We start from the raw sequence: 15,942 nt of genomic DNA, 5'->3' as shown, positions 1-15,942 counted from the left end.
ATAGAGCATAGGGGTGTAAAAAGTGAGCTTGATGAACTTATTCTTGCAAAAGATTCCAGCGATTTCCACCCCTTTAGTCATGTTATAGAGCATAGGGGTGTAAAAACAGCATTTGATGGACTTATGCTTATAAATGATTGCAGAAAATTCCACCCCTTTAGTTCTGTGAGAACATAAAGGGGTGGAAAAAGTGTATTTGATTAGTTTCATTTACAAAATTTGTCGAAAATAGATTAACTTTGTGGATAAATCAAATGTTCATCTGTAATATTTTCAAGAATTTCTGTGTAGTATTTGTTGCAAAGATATTTTGCCATATTAAGATTCATGTCTAAGTAGTTACCACAATCCTTAGCACATGCACCTGGCACTTCACCTTCAAAGTTTCTCATAAAGTCGAACATTTCTTTCATTAAATCAACAATATCTTTTGATTCGTAATCTCCGGCTAAAACTAAATAGAAACCTGTTCTGCATCCCATTGGTCCAAAGTAAATTGTTTTGTTAGAAAATTCCTTATGGTTTCTTAAAAATGTAGCGCCTAAATGCTCTATAGTGTGAACTTCCGCAGTATTCATAACCGGCTCAAAGTTAGGTTGTGTCATTCTAATATCAAAAGTTGTAATAGTATTCTCACCAACTTTGTCTTTTCTTGAAACATATACTCCGGGTAATAGTTTCAAATGGTCTATTGTAAAACTCGCAATTTTTTCCATAGTATGCCTCCTGATAAATAATAAATTTCTAGAAATATATTAAATAATTGTATGAGAAAAATCAACCAAAATCAATTATATGTTAAGTTAAGTATTAAGCAAAATCAAAGCTGTGTTAAGTTAAGTATCAAGCAAAATCAAAGCTGGGTTAAGTTAAGTATCAAGCAAAATCAAAAATGTGTTAAGCAAAGTATAAGCTAAAGTCAAAGATGTATTAAACAAGCAGTGGCTAAAATAAATTTGTTTACATTGTAAAGGTTGTATAATAAGATATATTGCATAAGAAAAAGTCTATAAATTATTTTTAGGAGAAAGTTATGAAAAAGAAAAAAAGAATATACTTAACTATTGTGATAGTTGTTATATTGGCAATAATGTCCGGAGTTACTTACTTACTGATTCAGAGAAAAAACACTGTAAATCAAATTGAAAAAATCGTTGAAAACTGCGCAAAAAATAAAATTGATAACAAGTTTATAAGTAATATTGATGGAGAGAAAATTTATTACTCAATACAAAACAATTGGACTGAAGAAGGTGGGATAAATCTGAAAAAGCTAGAGTTCTATATAGAGAGAAAGAATTGGTGTAAAAACTATATTTGTATAGAGATAGATTATAAAGGAACATTGAAGAATGGACAAAACAACGAAGGATGTGAGTATTACAAAATCTATTTCAGAAAGAGGAATAATGGTATATATATTACAAAGGTTGGTGTTTCTGTGGGTGAAGCAGGTGTTTATAGTTACGAACCGGTAAGTAGTATAGATGAATAGTAAACCGATTGTTTAAATCAAATAATTAGACAAGATAATTAAACAAAATAATAAGGTAGATAGTAAGCCAAATGGCAACCAAAGTAGTAAATTAATTAAATAAAATCAGTAGTAAGTTAAATAGTTACTGATAAACAAGAATACATTGCAAAAAAAAGGAGACCAAAATGGAAAATATAAAAGAAATCAATTCTAATAACATAGATAACCAGGTTGCAAATAATCAGGACAAGCCCCACAAGCGTCGTGTAAGGTATAAGGGAACTCATCCTAGAACTTTTGCGGAAAAGTACAAGGAGCACAATCCTGAAAAATACAAGGATACAATTGAAAAAGTAATTAGCAAGGGTAGCACACCTGCGGGAATGCATATTTCTATTATGGTTCAGGAAATTCTTGATTTTCTTGAAATAAAACCGGGACAAAAAGGCCTTGATGCAACTTTAGGCTATGGTGGTCATACGTCAAAAATGTTGGACAAGCTAGAAGGAAAAGGGCATGTGTACGGACTTGACATTGATCCTATTGAAATAGAAAAAACTAAAAAAAGGCTAAAAGACAAAGGCTTTGGGAAAGATATTTTTACAGGTGTAAATATTAACTTTAAGGATATTGATAAGGTAGCAGAAAAGTATGGAAAATTTGATTTTGTTTTAGCTGACTTAGGAGTATCGTCAATGCAAATTGATAATCCGGAAAGAGGCTTTACTTACAAATATGAAGGACCGCTTGATTTAAGGCTGAATCCAAATCAGGGAATTTCTGCAGCAGAACGTATTAATACAATTTCAATGGATGAATTGGAAGGTATGCTTATTGAAAATTCAGACGAACCTTATGCTTACGAAATTGCAAAAACAGTTGTTGAAGAAAGAAGAAAAAAGAAAATCGAAACAACAACTCAGTTAAAAGATATTATTGAGAAGGCTTTGATTTACCTACCTAAAAAAGAAAGGGAGGAAGCTGTCAAGAAAAGTTGCGCAAGAACATTTCAGGCACTTAGAATTGATGTTAATAATGAATTTGAAGTTTTATATGATTTTCTGGAAAAATTGCCGGAGGTTTTGGCACCAAATGGTAGAGTAGCAATACTCACATTCCATTCAGGAGAAGACAGATTGGTGAAAAAGTCATTTAAGGCTCTAAAAAAACAAGGTGTTTACAGTGATGTGGCAAGAGATGTAATAAGACCGGGAAAGGCTGAATGCAACAGAAACCCAAGAGCAAAGTCGACAAAAATGCGCTGGGCAATTAAGAAGTAAAGGTTATAAAAGTATTAATGTATTCTATATTTGACGTTCAAATATTTAAAACTTAATTTGCGAACATTTTAATATCATAATATCGAAAAATAATTTGCAGGTAAAAAGCTTTGTAATTGTAGTAATTAAAGAACTGGTTCTGTACTTTTTTCTATACAATTTATTACAAAAGTGATACAATACAATGGTATGTTAAATAATGAACAAACAATATATTCAAGGAGAAAAAATATGCTAGGAGATAAGAAAGTTTCATATAGTGCCATGCAGTCAACAGGCACACTTACATTAGGAAATTATTTAGGAGCTCTTGACAACTGGTTAAAGATGCAGGAAGAATATGAGTGCTTTTATGCAATTGCAGATTTACATTCATTAACTGTAAGACAGAATCCTGCAGAACTTAGAAAGAGAGCAAGAGATTTATATACATTATATATTGCAGCAGGATTAGATCCTGAGAAGAACTGTATTTACTTCCAATCACATGTATCTGCACATGCAGAGCTTGCATGGATTTTAGATTGCTTCACATACATGGGTGAACTTAACCGTATGACACAGTTTAAGGACAAGGCTGCAAAGCATGCTGACAATATTAATGCAGGATTATTTACATATCCGTCACTTATGGCAGCAGATATTTTATTGTATCAGGCAGATGTTGTTCCTGTAGGTGTTGACCAGAAGCAGCATTTAGAGTTGACAAGAGATATTGCTACAAGATTTAATGGAATTTACGGTGATGTATTTACAATTCCTGAACCATATATTGGAAAGTCAACAGCAAAAATTATGAGTCTTCAGGATCCATCAAGAAAAATGTCAAAATCAGACGAGAATCCAAATGCAAGTATTTTGCTTATGGATGATCCTGACACAATTATCAGAAAGTTCAAGAGAGCTGTTACAGATTCAGATATGGAAATCAGATATTCTGATGACAAGCCTGGAATTCAGAACTTAATTAACATTTATTCATGTATTACAGGAAAGACTATTGAAGAAGTTGAAAAAGAATTTGACGGAAAAGGTTATGGCGAGTTTAAGTTAGCAGTAGGTGAATCAGTTGCAGACAGACTTAAACCATTACAGGACAGATTCTATGAAATTCAGAAAGACAAAGCATATCTTAATGGTGTTATAAAAGAAAATGACGAAAAGGCTGCATATTTTGCAAACAAAACATTAAGAAAAGTTCAGAAGAAAGTCGGACTTACAGAAAAAATCAGATAATGATAAAAAATATATTATTAGATTTAGATGATACAATTTTAGATTTTAAAAAGTGCGAGCATGTAGCATTGGATAAGGCTTTAACAGTTCTTGGAGTGCCACATGATGAAAGTACGATTAAGCTTTATAGCAAGATAAATGATCTTCATTGGAAAAAGTTGGAAACAGGAGAACTGACAAGAAATCAGGTACTTCTAGGCAGATTTGAGATGCTGTTTGAGAAGATAGGTTTTCAGTGTTCAGGGAAAAAAGCTTGGGAAACATACGAAGAAATGTTAAGTAATCAGTATTTCTTTGTGGCTGGAGCAGTAGAGCTGTTGGAGAATTTAAAAGACAAATATAATTTATACATAGTTTCCAATGGAACCGCTTCAGTTCAGGATAGAAGAATAGCCGGAGCCCACTTAGAAAAATATTTTAAAAAAATATTTATTTCGCAAAGAGTTGGAATAAACAAGCCGGACATTAGATTTTTTGAAAGATGTTTTGCTGAGATTCCTAATCTAAATAAAGATGAAACAATTATCGTGGGCGACAGCTTAAGTTCAGACATACAGGGTGGAATAAATGCAGGTATTAAAACATGCTGGTACAATCCACATAATCTAACCACACCTGACAATATGAAAATCAATTATGTTATAGGCAACTTAGAAGAATTGTATGATGTTCTAAAAAAAGAAAAATAAAGAACTATTTCCTAGTGGAATGTTTTATACGTAATAGGAATTTCAGAGAAATTTTATATTACTTACATAAAAAACATTAAGTATTTATTGAATGACCAAAAGTTAAATTGGTAATAAAAGTTAAACTTGTAATATAAGTTTAACTTGAAACATAACAGTTTAAATGTTGATTCGAAGAAATACTTAATGTTTTTTTGCTTTTAAATTGCTTAAAAATTTATCTGCAAAAACAATAATAGTATTAACCGCCAGAAATATAACGGTAATTACCACAATGTAGAGTAAACACTTTCTCATACCCAAATAGTCATAATTTAGGAAGAAGTATGGGTATTTAGGTACATTTCTAAATTCTTCCGGTGTGTTACAGGCACATCTTGTAAAAAATGCGAAAATATATACTAATGGGAAAGCAAGCCAACTGAAAATATAACTCCATTTAAATAATCCCTTGGGCTGGAATATAAGCCAGTCAAAAACAAACATAAACGGCACAATATAGTGGGCGATAATGCTTTCCACAGGCAAGCCAAGAGGTGTCATAGTGTCTTGTTGCAATATTATTTTATGTTCTGAAAAATGATAAATTAAAAATGTACATGTAATGCAGGACAGTGCCATGCCCTTAAAATAAATTAAAAGAGTAGAGCGGGTATTCTTTTTTGTAAAATGTTTAATTAAAAGAACACTCATAAATACAGCACAGAAAATATTGCTCCACAATGTAAAGAAACTAAATTCGTGAACATTAACATCCCTGTCATTAATGTCAAAATGAATGGCGATTCCTGTAATTGATATGATTATAAATAAAATTCTGTAAATTAACTCAAATCTTTTTTTCATAAAACAAACACTCCTGATAATAATATTATTACCAGGAGTATGAAAAAAACATTTGTAAAATATTTCATTGTTAATTGCGTGTTTTAAAATCTCAAACACTTTTATAGATTAAAAAACATGTTTGAGTAATATGTTAAAAAATCTAATGTATTTAAACTATTATATTAAAATTATTATATTTAATCTAATATATTTAAATTATTATATTGTTGTAGTTTTTACGATTACAGATTTTACATAACTATAGTTTGCGTATGAACATTTGTGTATGAACAAATTAAGTTCCCAAATAAGAGAAATGCATGTAGTCTTTTCTGTTGCCCCAAAAGCCTCTTTCAAAGCCATACTTATTTAAAATTTTTACAAGTGGGCATTTTAGTGGAATTGAATATTTGCTTTTTTTAGGTTTCCAAAAAGAACCTGCTAAAATCTGACCGTTGTCAATCATATAGTTTTCATTTGAATTAATATCAAAGGCTGTGCCGATACAGTGTTCAGAGGCTGAGCCGTTTCCACGCCAGTTGTAGCAACCAATGTCATGAATAGGAAAACGTTCCTTTGTTTTGTAAATTTCTTTAAACATTTTTTTTACAGAAGGTGCCAGTCCCTTGTTCACCGTAACATAAAAATGTCTTGTATATTTTTTGCCACCTGTTGTTCTGTCCCAAACCTTAATTCTAACTGTTTTCATATTTTTACTTGCAATTTTTGAAGTTTTGTACCAGGCAGTTTTACTGTTGCCAAACAGTCTTTGTATACGACTGTCATAAGGCTCATTTTCAAAAGAGTAGTAGTTACAGTATTTTTCATAATAGCCGGGTTCAACGCTTAGAAGCATTTTTCCGGAAAATGTTTTATAGCTGTAAACCTTGTAATAATAGGCTTTGCCGTTTTTTACTTTTTTATGAGTGTAGTGTAATTTGTTGTTACCCTTTAAGGTAGCAAGCTTTTTGTATTTGCCATTGTATTTTGTTGAATAATAAATTACATAACCGTTACCATCTGAAATTTTCTTCCAGTAAAGAGTGTTGGTCTTTGGTTTTTTTGAATATGTAGTAGTAATTTTTGCACTGTCAGTTCGAACCTGGGCATATTTTACTGTAGAAAAATTACTGTAATATTTTACATTGTCATAAGTTACATAAGCACGTATTTTATAGTAATAGGTTTTACCAACTGTAAGTTTTTTATTTGTGTAACTGTAAGGTGCCATATAGTAATCAAAAGAGGTAGTCTTTACGGTTTTTATTAATGAATAACTTCCATTTGAAGTGGTGCTTCTGTAAACTTCGTAGCCTTGTGAGTCCTTTGTCCCGTTCCAGCTAAGTGTTATGCCATGAGACTTAACGGCAGTTGCTGTTTTTAATGTTGGTACAGCAAGAGGTGTAAAAACATCTTCTACGAAAATTGCCTCGCTTGTTTGCAAATCATCATTTTCATCGAAATATACTGTCTCGATTTTATAAAAATAATGCACGCCGGCACTGAAATTATAATCAGTATAATAAGGGAAATTGCTTTGTGACAATAACTGATAGTCGCCGTCCTTAGAAGTGGCTTTGTAAATATTAAAGTAGTAGTAATCATCATCACTAACATGCCATTGTAGTTCAACTGAGTCTGCAGTCTTATTTACATTGTCAATAACTGGCTGATAGTTTGTGGATAATGTGTCAGCAAAAACATTAACATTAAAAATAAAAGCAATATTAAATAGTAATGTGACAATGAAAAGCCCGACTAAACTATATTGTTTCTTTTTCATTTTCATATCTCCTTGTAAAATATTTTAGGCATAAACATACCCTGTCTACAAGTTTACCATAAAAGATGATTTTATAATAGAAAATAATATTTTATAACAGAAAATCATTTGAAGAAAGAAAATAAATATTGTATAATATATTGGTTAAAGTGGCTTTTTGCGTTCTGACGTTGGAAAGCTTAGACTTACTTAATGGAAAAGAGATATTATGATTTTAAAAACTAATCAATTGGACATAGATACATATTTAAAGTTAAGAGAAAAAGTAAACTGGAAGAAATTGACCAAAACTCAGGCAGAAGTAGCAATAAAGGGGAGTCTTTATACAGTAGTGGCTTATGAAGATAATGAGCCTGTAGGCATGGGAAGAATTGTAGGTGACGGGGCAGTAATCTGCTATATACAGGACCTTATAGTTGTTCCTGAATATCAGAAAAAAGGCATGGGACATGCAATTATTACTAAGCTTATTGATTATGTAAAGGAAATAAAGTTAAGTGACACAGAGATAATGCTTGATTTAATGTGTGCAAGAGGCAGAGAAAACTTTTATAAGAAGGAAGGCTTTATTTCAAGACCTAATGATAAGTTAGGTCCGGGAATGATTATGTACATAAAATAGAATTTTGGAAGGAGTAAGATTATGAATATTTACTTAATAAGACACGGTAGACAAAACAGTACATTATGTAATGTAGATGTGGAACTTTCAAAAGAAGGTAGAGAGCAGGCTGATTTATTAGGAAAAAGACTTGCAGAAAATGATTATGGCATAGAAGCTGTTTATTCAAGTCAGCTTATTAGAGCAAAAGAGACAGCAGATATAATTAATTCTCATTTGAATAAAAAGAGAGTAATAGATGAAAGATGGCAGGAAGCAAACTTTGGCGGTATGACAGGACTTGAGAATTCTGTTATTAAAGAAAAATATCAGGATTTTCTTTTTAAGAGAGTCTTAATGGAAGAAGATTTGCCATATCCTGACGGTGGTGAAAACTGTGAAATGGTGTTTAACAGAGTAATGGAAGCACTAAAGGATTTAACAAAGGAACCATACGAAAATGTATGCGTTGTAACTCATGGTGGAGTTTTAAGAGCTTTGCTTACAGGAATTATGGGAGCTGATTATTGTAAATGGCTTACATACGGAAGACAAATTGAAAATAGCAGTATCGCTCACATTATGTATGATGAAAAAATGAAAACTTTCCATATTGAAAGATTTAATGATTTTGCACATTTGGAAGGAAAAGATTATTTAATGAGAAAGCATTTTGGAACAGGTTTTTTCAGAATGCAGAAAGATAAATAAATTTAAGACAGGGAGTTTTTTATGGCTAATAATTATGATGGAAATAGTATAGCGGTACTTGAAGGACTTGAACCGGTAAGAAAAAGACCGGGAATGTATATTGGTAGCGTAGGTACTAAAGGACTTAATCATCTTATATATGAAATAGTAGACAATTCGGTGGATGAACATTTGGCTGGGTACTGTTCTGAAATTACAGTAACTTTGGAAAAAGACGGTTCGGCTACAATTAAAGATAATGGACGAGGCATACCGGTTGACTTAAATGAGCAGACAGGTAGGCCGGCAGTGGAAGTTGTTTTTACAACCCTTCATGCAGGTGGTAAATTTGGTGATAGCAACTACAAGATTTCAGGTGGCCTCCATGGTGTAGGCTCATCAGTTGTTAATGCTTTATCACTTTGGCTGGAAGTTAATGTAAAAAGAGACGGAAAAGTTTACAACCAAAGATATGAACAGGGTAAGATTTGCTACGACTTAAAGGAAGTTGGAAAATGCAGAAAAAATGATACAGGTACAACTGTTAGCTTTTTCCCTGATGGAGAAATTTTTGAAAAAACATATTTTAAGGCAGATGCAATTAAAAGCCGTCTCCATGAAACAGCATACCTTAATCCTAATCTGACAATTATTTTTGAAAATAAAAGAGTAGGGGAAGAGGAGACAGTAACATTTTCTGAACCTGACGGAATTAAGGCTTTTATAGCTGACATGACTAAGGACAAGGAAAAAGTAACAGACATTATTTATTTTAAAGATGATATTGAGGGCATTGAACTTGAGATTGCTTTTCAGTATATAAATGAATTTACAGAAAATATTTCAGGTTTCTGTAATAACATTTACACACAGGAAGGCGGTACACACATAACAGGTTTCAAGTCAGTTTTAACACAGACAATTAATCAGTACGCAAGAGAACTTGGTGTGTTAAAAGAGAAGGATTCAAACTTTACAGGGGCAGATGTTAGAAATGGTTTAGTGGCTGTTGTGGCATGTAAGCATCCTGATCCAAGATTTGAAGGGCAGACAAAAACAAAATTGGACAATCCTGACGCTGAAAAAGCAACAAAGAGCATCGCAGGAGAACAGCTTGTTTTATTTTTTGATAAAAATATTGAGAGTTTGAAAAATGTAATTAGCTGCGCTGAAAAATCTGCAAAAATCAGAAAGTCAGAAGAAAAAGCAAAAACAAACATGCTTTCAAAAAGTAGATTTTCCATTGACAGTAATGGTAAACTTGCAAACTGCGAAAGCAGAAAACCTGAAAAATGTGAGATATTCATAGTGGAGGGAGATTCTGCGGGTGGCTCAGCCAAGACAGCAAGAGACAGAAAGACACAGGCAATTATGCCAATTCGAGGAAAAATATTAAATGTTGAAAAAGCATCAATGGATAAGGTACTGGCAAATGCAGAAATTAAAACAATGATAAATGCTTTCGGATGTGGTTTTTCAGAAGGCTATGGAAATGATTTTGACATTGAAAAATTAAAATTCCACAAAATTATTATTATGACTGATGCGGACGTTGACGGTTCTCATATTGATACATTATTACTTACATTTTTCTATAGATTTATGCCTGAATTAATTAATCACGGTCACGTATATATTGCAACACCACCTCTTTACAAGGTTGTTCCCAAAAGAGGAGAAGGTGAATATTTGTATGATGACAAGGCATTGGAAAAATACAGAAAGACTCACAAAGGTTTTACACTTCAACGTTACAAAGGTTTAGGTGAAATGGATCCTGACCAGTTATGGGAGACTACGCTTAATCCTGAAACAAGAATTTTAAAACAGGTAGAAATAGAGGACGCAAGACTTGCTTCTGATGTAACAAGTATGTTAATGGGAAGTGAAGTAGGTCCAAGAAGAGAATTTATTTATAATCATGCAAAAGACGCTGATTTGGATATTTAGGGAGATATTAATGGCAGAACAAATTATAAAAACAGAATATTCTGAGGTAATGCAGAAAAGTTATATTGATTATGCGATGAGCGTTATTTGCGCCAGAGCACTTCCGGATGCAAGAGACGGATTAAAGCCGGTACAAAGACGTGTACTTTATGCAATGGATCAGTTAGGCTTATCTCATGACAAACCACATAGAAAATCAGCCCGTATCGTAGGTGATACAATGGGTAAATATCATCCACATGGTGATAGTTCAATTTATGAAACTTTAGTAGTTTTGGCACAGCAGTTCAAAAAAGGAATGGCGTTAGTTGACGGTCATGGAAATTTTGGCTCAATTGAAGGTGACGGAGCCGCTGCAATGCGTTATACTGAAGCTAAACTACAGAAATTTACAGAAGATGTTTATTTGGCAGACTTAAATAAAGATGTTGTAGATTTCGTACCAAACTTTGATGAAACAGAAAAAGAACCACAGGTACTTCCTGTACGTGTACCAAATCTTTTGGTAAATGGTGCAGAAGGTATTGCCGTAGGTATGACAACAAATATTCCTACTCATAATTTAGGGGAAGTTGTGGATGCGGTTATTGCTTACATGGACAAGAACAGCATTACAACAGAAGAATTAATGAAGATAATTCCCGGTCCGGATTTTCCAACAGGAGGAATTGTTGCCAACAAGTCTGATTTACCAAAGATTTATGAAACAGGAACAGGAAAAATCAAACTTCGTGGAAAATTAGAATTTGAAAAAGGCAAAGGCAGAGAAAAAGACAAGTTAGTTATTACTGAAATTCCATACACAATGATTGGTACAGGAATAAGCAAGTTTATTTCAGACGTAATTGACCTTGTTGAAACAAAGAAAACAAATGATATTGTTGATATTTCCAACGCATCAAATAAAGATGGTATTAGGATTGTTTTAGAGTTAAAAAAGGGAGCAGATGTTGAAAAATTAACAAATATGCTCTACAAGAAAACTAAACTTGAAGATACATTTGGAGTTAATATGTTAGCCATTGCAGACGGAAGACCGGAAGTAATGGGACTTAAACAGGTTATTAAATACAGTGTTGATTTTCAGTATGAACTTGCCACAAGAAAATATACAACTCTTTTAAATAAGGCTTTAGAACAGAAAGAAGTTAAGGAAGGTCTTATTAAGGCAACTAACATTATTGATTTAATAATCGAAATAATCAGAGGTTGCCAAAGTCAGAAACAGGTTAAGGACTGTCTTGTAAATGGTAATACTGAAGGCATTAAATTTAAGAATCCTGAGTCAGCTTTATTAGCAGGCAATTTATGTTTTACAGAACGTCAGGCGCAGGCAATTTTGGACTTAAGACTTGCCAAGTTAATTGGTCTTGAAATTATGGCTCTTCAAAAAGAATACGAAGAACTTGTAAACCAGATTGCTGATTACGAAGAAATTCTTAATAGTAAAAGAGCAATGACAAATGCCATAAAGAAGGATTTAAGAGCCATTAAAAAGGAATACAACAGACCACGTAGAACTCTTATTGAAGATGGAAAAGAAGCTGTGTTTGATGAAAATGCATTTATTGAACAGGAAGTTGTATTTGTTCAGGACAAGTTCGGTTATGCCAAACTTTTAGAACCTGCAGCATTTGACAGAAATATTGAAAGTGTTACAGCCAATAACAAATATTATTTTAACTGTATGAACACTGATACAATTTGCATTTTTACAGATAACGGAAATGTTCATCAGATTAAGGTACAGAATATTCCTACAAAGAAAGTAAGAGAAAAGGGCGTACCAATTGACAATTTAGGTAATTATAGTAGTCAGGGAGAAAACATAATTGCATTAATGTCTTTTGATATGATTAAAGATAAGAAACTTTTATTTACAACTAAAAAAGGAATGATAAAGCTTGTTGATGGCAGCGAGTTTGAGACTAACAGAAAAACAGTAGCAGCCACAAAGCTTGGAAAAGATGATGAGTTAGTATCAGTAGTTATTACAAGAGTTTCAGAGAAAGAAGTTGTGGAAGACACTGAAATGCCTATTGCACTATCAGGTGGCTCAGATGACTTTGAAATGCTTGATTATGAGCAAATGGAATTTACTAATATGGATACTGATAATCATCAGGAAAAAGAATTACAGTATACAAGAGAAATCTTAGTTTTACAGACAAACGACGGTATATTCTTAAGATTCCCAATTAAGGAAGTGCCTGAATTGAAGAAGGCAACACTTGGTGTTAAGGGTATTAAACTTAATGCAGAAGACTTTGTTACACACGTATATCTTTTGGATATTGGGGATAATGAAGTTGTTGAATATAAAGGAAAACAGGTAGAACTTAGAAAACTCAAAATTGGAAAACGCGGTACTAAAGGCGTAAAAGTCCGCAGATAATGAGACCTTGAAGAACTTGTAACTTGTTGTTATGCAAAAAGGATGAAATATATGAGAGCACGCAAAAAAACAGTAAAAAACACAATTATAATAATTGTTATAGTAACCATGATTGTAAACTTGTTTTTTGGAATATCTTTTGACAGCAGAGAAGTAATGGCAGCAGATTCGTTTGAGACAAGTATTAAAGGTTTTCCTGGCAGTTATAAACCATATTTAAGGAAGCTTCACAAAAAATATCCTAAGTGGAAATTTGTTCCTTATAATACGGGAATCAATTTTAATACTGCATTGGAAAATGAATTAAAAGATGACAGAAGCTTAATTGAAAAAAGTTACAGCAAGTATTTAAAGTCTACAGAACCTGGAGATTATAATGCTTCTACAGGAGCTTATATAGCAAAAGACGGTAGTAGTTGGGTAACAGCCTCAAAGGTAGCCGTCCAGTATTTTATGGATCCGAGAAACTTTTTAAATGATACGCATATTTATCAGTTTGAAAAATTAGCATACGATTCAACACAGACTGCAAGTGGAGTGGAGGCAGTTTTAGAAGGCTCTTTTATGTACAAAAAAAACATTGGTTATTTAACAACTGCTGGCAAATACAAGTCAACAGATGTTAAATATTCATCAAAAATTATAGAAGCTGCAAAAGGAAGTAAGGTAAGTGCTTATTATATTGCCTCAAAAATACTTCAGGAAGTTGGTTCAAAGAAGAATTCAAAATATGCAGGTATGGGAGCAAGTGGTAGTGTTAATGGAGAGTATTCTTCTAAGTACAAGGGAATTTATAATTTCTATAACATTGGAGCTTACACAAGTTCTAATCCAATAGCTAACGGACTGGCATGGGCAAGCTCTGGTAATACATACAATAGAAAGTGGAACGCACCGGGAAAATCTATTATAGGTGGAGCAGAATATATAGGAGAAAAATACATTAATGCTGGTCAGTACACTACATACTTCCAAAGATTTAATGTAAATAAAAACTCTACATACGGTTTATACCAGCACCAGTACATGACTAATATTTACGGAGCAGCTTCAGAAGCAGCAATTGGAAGTGATGCTTATAATGAGATGGGTGTCACAAAACTTGCTTTAACTTTTGTAATTCCTGTTTACAAAAATATGCCATCTACAAGTGCCAAGGTAACAATAGGTAGCAGTTCAAAACAGGGGACGGTTATCTCAACAGTTAATTTAAGACAGGGTGCAGGCACTAATACAAAGACATTAACAACTTTAAGTAAGAATACAAATGTTACAATATTAGAAGGTGTAAGAACAAGTAATCTGTTTGGCTCATCTTGGTTAAGTAACCCATACTGGTATAAAGTAAAATGTGTGAAAAATAACAAGACTTACAAAGGCTATATTGCAGCATCTTATTTGAATGTTCACAGTGAAAAGTCAATTTCAAAAGGTGCTAAATACAAGTTACCGGTGTCAGTTACAAAAGGTCAGAGTGTTTATTATATGAGTGACAATCCGGCAGTTGTAAAGGTTGACCAGTCAGGTTATGCTACAGCATTAAAGAAAGGCACAACAACAGTTAGAGCTTATACGGCAGCAGGCAATATGAGTGCTATGACAATAACTGTTGGACAATCCTATAAACCTTCAAAGCCTGTAGTTTCAGGTAGCTCAAAGAATTACAATTCTGTTACTGTTAAATGGAATGCTCAGAATAATATCAATGGATATTATTTATATAGAAAAAACGCAGCAGGAAAGTATGTTATAATAGCAAAGCCTAAGGGAAATGTTAACAGTTATGTGGACACAAATCTTGTATCAGGTACAGTATATAGCTACAAGGTAAAAGCCTATAGAACTGTATCAGGCAAGAAACACAAAAGTGCAAAATCAAAAGCAGTAACCATAAAACCAATACCTTCAAAGGTAAAAAAGCCAACTGTTACTAAGCAGGGCAAAACTTTGAAAGTTACATGGAAAAAGGTAGCTGGTGCAAGTGGTTATGTTATTTACAGGTCGACAGCAGCAAAGGGACCATTTACAAGAATAGCAGTTACATCCGCTAACAATGTAAATTGCGTTGATAAAAATGTTCAGGGCAAAAAGACATATTTTTATAAGGTTGCTGCATATAGAACAGTTGGAAATAAGAATATTTATGGAAAAAAATCAACAAAAAGGAAAATTATAAATTAAAAATAACTAGGAGGCAAAATGATTAATTTTATTGTGTGTGGTTTAGAAGGCACATTAATAGATGAAAATAATAAAACAATTTCAGAAGAAACAATTGACTTAATCGCTACACTGTTAGAAAATGATTTTAAATTTGCTGTAGCAACAGGATTAAATTACAATCTTGTTAAACCATTATTTGGAAAAATACAGGATGATATTATTTACATTTGTAATGATGGTGGCGTGATTTTTCAGGGAGAAAAAGTAATAAGCAAGACAACAATTGACCGCCTTGTTTGTTTAGATGTACTTATTGAAATGGAAAAAGATGAATATAATAATGATATTCGTTTGGTTTTTTCAAATGAGAAAGATACAGCTATAAAAACTCATGATTACGAGTTTCTCAAATACTTAAATAATAAAGGAATTGAGCCTGAACATATTGATGACTTAAAAGAATTAAATGGGGATGTTACAAAGATTACATTATGTTCCAAAGATGGATTTGATGAGAAGAGCTTTGAGAAGATTTACAAAAGATGGTCTGCAAAAGCCAATGTATCAATTTCATCTCCTAATGAAATGTTTATAACAGGACAATATGTAACTAAAGGTATGGCAATAGCCTTAATTCAGCATTTTTATGAAATATCAGAAGAAGACACAGTTGTGTTTGGAACAGGTTTTACTGATATAGATATGTTTGAACATTGTTTTTACAGCTATGCAATGCAATGGGCAGATTCTCAGGTAAGACATGCGGCAAAACATATTACGGAAAGTGTTGATACTATTTTGGAAGATATTATGAGAATGTAAAACATAAATAGAGACTGGCAGGAAGGAA

The 15,942-nt window shown here is 32.7% G+C and carries 13 protein-coding genes; 10 read left to right on the top strand and 3 right to left on the bottom strand.

Annotation, left to right across the window (positions count from 1 at the left end; genetic code table 11):
- Positions 1 to 233: 233 nt before the first annotated feature.
- Complete coding sequence (locus DWZ69_RS04505; RefSeq protein WP_117998844.1) at positions 234 to 716, bottom strand: S-ribosylhomocysteine lyase; 483 nt, start codon at positions 714 to 716, stop codon at positions 234 to 236.
- A 317-nt stretch (positions 717 to 1,033) separates the two neighbouring features.
- On the opposite strand from DWZ69_RS04505, the gene DWZ69_RS04500 reads away from it, so the two are divergent.
- The 4 genes from DWZ69_RS04500 (at position 1,034) to DWZ69_RS04485 (ending at position 4,682) form a co-directional block, all read left to right on the top strand.
- Positions 1,034 to 1,495 carry a hypothetical protein gene (locus tag DWZ69_RS04500; RefSeq protein WP_117998845.1) on the top strand — a complete coding sequence of 154 codons (462 nt, stop codon included), beginning with the start codon at positions 1,034 to 1,036 and terminating at the stop codon, positions 1,493 to 1,495.
- A gap of 167 nt (positions 1,496 to 1,662) precedes the next feature.
- A complete protein-coding gene (gene rsmH / locus DWZ69_RS04495) occupies positions 1,663 to 2,757 on the top strand; it encodes a 16S rRNA (cytosine(1402)-N(4))-methyltransferase RsmH (protein WP_117998846.1) in 1,095 nt (364 codons plus the stop codon).
- Between the two features lie 231 nt (positions 2,758 to 2,988).
- Positions 2,989 to 3,993: a tryptophan--tRNA ligase gene (gene trpS, locus DWZ69_RS04490; RefSeq protein WP_117998847.1), complete on the top strand. Its 1,005-nt coding sequence runs from the start codon at positions 2,989 to 2,991 to the stop codon at positions 3,991 to 3,993.
- The gene (locus DWZ69_RS04485) at positions 3,993 to 4,682 is read left to right on the top strand and encodes a YjjG family noncanonical pyrimidine nucleotidase (RefSeq protein ID WP_118436251.1); all 690 of its coding nucleotides are present in this window, start codon (positions 3,993 to 3,995) and stop codon (positions 4,680 to 4,682) included. The genes trpS and DWZ69_RS04485 overlap by 1 nt, the downstream gene beginning before the upstream one ends.
- 183 nt (positions 4,683 to 4,865) lie before the next feature.
- On the opposite strand, the gene DWZ69_RS04480 is transcribed toward DWZ69_RS04485, so the two are convergent.
- Together DWZ69_RS04480 and DWZ69_RS04475 are read right to left on the bottom strand one after the other, a co-directional pair.
- Positions 4,866 to 5,528 (bottom strand): Pr6Pr family membrane protein, encoded by a 663-nt coding sequence (locus DWZ69_RS04480; RefSeq protein ID WP_118436249.1) that lies wholly within the window; start codon positions 5,526 to 5,528, stop codon positions 4,866 to 4,868.
- A 277-nt stretch (positions 5,529 to 5,805) separates the two neighbouring features.
- On the bottom strand, positions 5,806 to 7,293 hold the full coding sequence (locus DWZ69_RS04475) for a M15 family metallopeptidase (protein WP_158573361.1): 1,488 nt from the start codon (positions 7,291 to 7,293) through the stop codon (positions 5,806 to 5,808).
- 208 nt (positions 7,294 to 7,501) lie between these two features.
- Here DWZ69_RS04475 and DWZ69_RS04470 point away from each other — a divergent pair, with 208 nt between their 5' ends.
- Genes DWZ69_RS04470 through DWZ69_RS04445 form a run of 6 tightly spaced genes read left to right on the top strand, consistent with a single transcriptional unit; the run spans position 7,502 to position 15,914 of the window.
- Complete coding sequence (locus DWZ69_RS04470) at positions 7,502 to 7,915, top strand: GNAT family N-acetyltransferase (RefSeq protein WP_118436245.1); 414 nt, start codon at positions 7,502 to 7,504, stop codon at positions 7,913 to 7,915.
- Between the two features lie 21 nt (positions 7,916 to 7,936).
- Positions 7,937 to 8,605 (top strand): histidine phosphatase family protein, encoded by a 669-nt coding sequence (locus DWZ69_RS04465; RefSeq protein WP_118436243.1) that lies wholly within the window; start codon positions 7,937 to 7,939, stop codon positions 8,603 to 8,605.
- Positions 8,606 to 8,626: 21 nt separating this feature from the next.
- Positions 8,627 to 10,534 (top strand): DNA gyrase subunit B, encoded by a 1,908-nt coding sequence (locus DWZ69_RS04460; protein WP_118436241.1) that lies wholly within the window; start codon positions 8,627 to 8,629, stop codon positions 10,532 to 10,534.
- Positions 10,535 to 10,544: 10 nt separating this feature from the next.
- Complete coding sequence (locus DWZ69_RS04455) at positions 10,545 to 12,929, top strand: DNA topoisomerase (ATP-hydrolyzing) (RefSeq protein WP_118436239.1); 2,385 nt, start codon at positions 10,545 to 10,547, stop codon at positions 12,927 to 12,929.
- A gap of 51 nt (positions 12,930 to 12,980) precedes the next feature.
- On the top strand, positions 12,981 to 15,110 hold the full coding sequence (locus tag DWZ69_RS04450) for an SH3 domain-containing protein (protein ID WP_158573360.1): 2,130 nt from the start codon (positions 12,981 to 12,983) through the stop codon (positions 15,108 to 15,110).
- Positions 15,111 to 15,128: 18 nt separating this feature from the next.
- The gene (locus DWZ69_RS04445; RefSeq protein WP_117998856.1) at positions 15,129 to 15,914 is read left to right on the top strand and encodes an HAD-IIB family hydrolase; all 786 of its coding nucleotides are present in this window, start codon (positions 15,129 to 15,131) and stop codon (positions 15,912 to 15,914) included.
- Positions 15,915 to 15,942 lie beyond the last annotated feature (28 nt).

This window comes from Eubacterium sp. AF34-35BH, from assembly GCF_003477765.1.
Classification (GTDB): domain Bacteria; phylum Bacillota; class Clostridia; order Lachnospirales; family Lachnospiraceae; genus Eubacterium_G.
This window is presented reverse-complemented; position numbering and strand designations above follow the sequence as displayed.

What these genes read in the sequence shown, in the direction of transcription:
- DWZ69_RS04445 (WP_117998856.1), top strand. Translation starts at nt 15,129, where the DNA reads ATGATTAATTTTATTGTGTGTGGTTTAGAAGGCACATTAATAGATGAA.
- trpS (WP_117998847.1), top strand. Translation starts at nt 2,989, where the DNA reads ATGCTAGGAGATAAGAAAGTTTCATATAGTGCCATGCAGTCAACAGGC.
- DWZ69_RS04455 (WP_118436239.1), top strand. Translation starts at nt 10,545, where the DNA reads ATGGCAGAACAAATTATAAAAACAGAATATTCTGAGGTAATGCAGAAA.
- DWZ69_RS04485 (WP_118436251.1), top strand. Translation starts at nt 3,993, where the DNA reads ATGATAAAAAATATATTATTAGATTTAGATGATACAATTTTAGATTTT.
- DWZ69_RS04470 (WP_118436245.1), top strand. Translation starts at nt 7,502, where the DNA reads ATGATTTTAAAAACTAATCAATTGGACATAGATACATATTTAAAGTTA.
- DWZ69_RS04505 (WP_117998844.1), bottom strand. Translation starts at nt 716, where the DNA reads ATGGAAAAAATTGCGAGTTTTACAATAGACCATTTGAAACTATTACCC.
- rsmH (WP_117998846.1), top strand. Translation starts at nt 1,663, where the DNA reads ATGGAAAATATAAAAGAAATCAATTCTAATAACATAGATAACCAGGTT.
- DWZ69_RS04480 (WP_118436249.1), bottom strand. Translation starts at nt 5,528, where the DNA reads ATGAAAAAAAGATTTGAGTTAATTTACAGAATTTTATTTATAATCATA.
- DWZ69_RS04460 (WP_118436241.1), top strand. Translation starts at nt 8,627, where the DNA reads ATGGCTAATAATTATGATGGAAATAGTATAGCGGTACTTGAAGGACTT.
- DWZ69_RS04500 (WP_117998845.1), top strand. Translation starts at nt 1,034, where the DNA reads ATGAAAAAGAAAAAAAGAATATACTTAACTATTGTGATAGTTGTTATA.
- DWZ69_RS04475 (WP_158573361.1), bottom strand. Translation starts at nt 7,293, where the DNA reads ATGAAAAAGAAACAATATAGTTTAGTCGGGCTTTTCATTGTCACATTA.
- DWZ69_RS04465 (WP_118436243.1), top strand. Translation starts at nt 7,937, where the DNA reads ATGAATATTTACTTAATAAGACACGGTAGACAAAACAGTACATTATGT.
- DWZ69_RS04450 (WP_158573360.1), top strand. Translation starts at nt 12,981, where the DNA reads ATGAGAGCACGCAAAAAAACAGTAAAAAACACAATTATAATAATTGTT.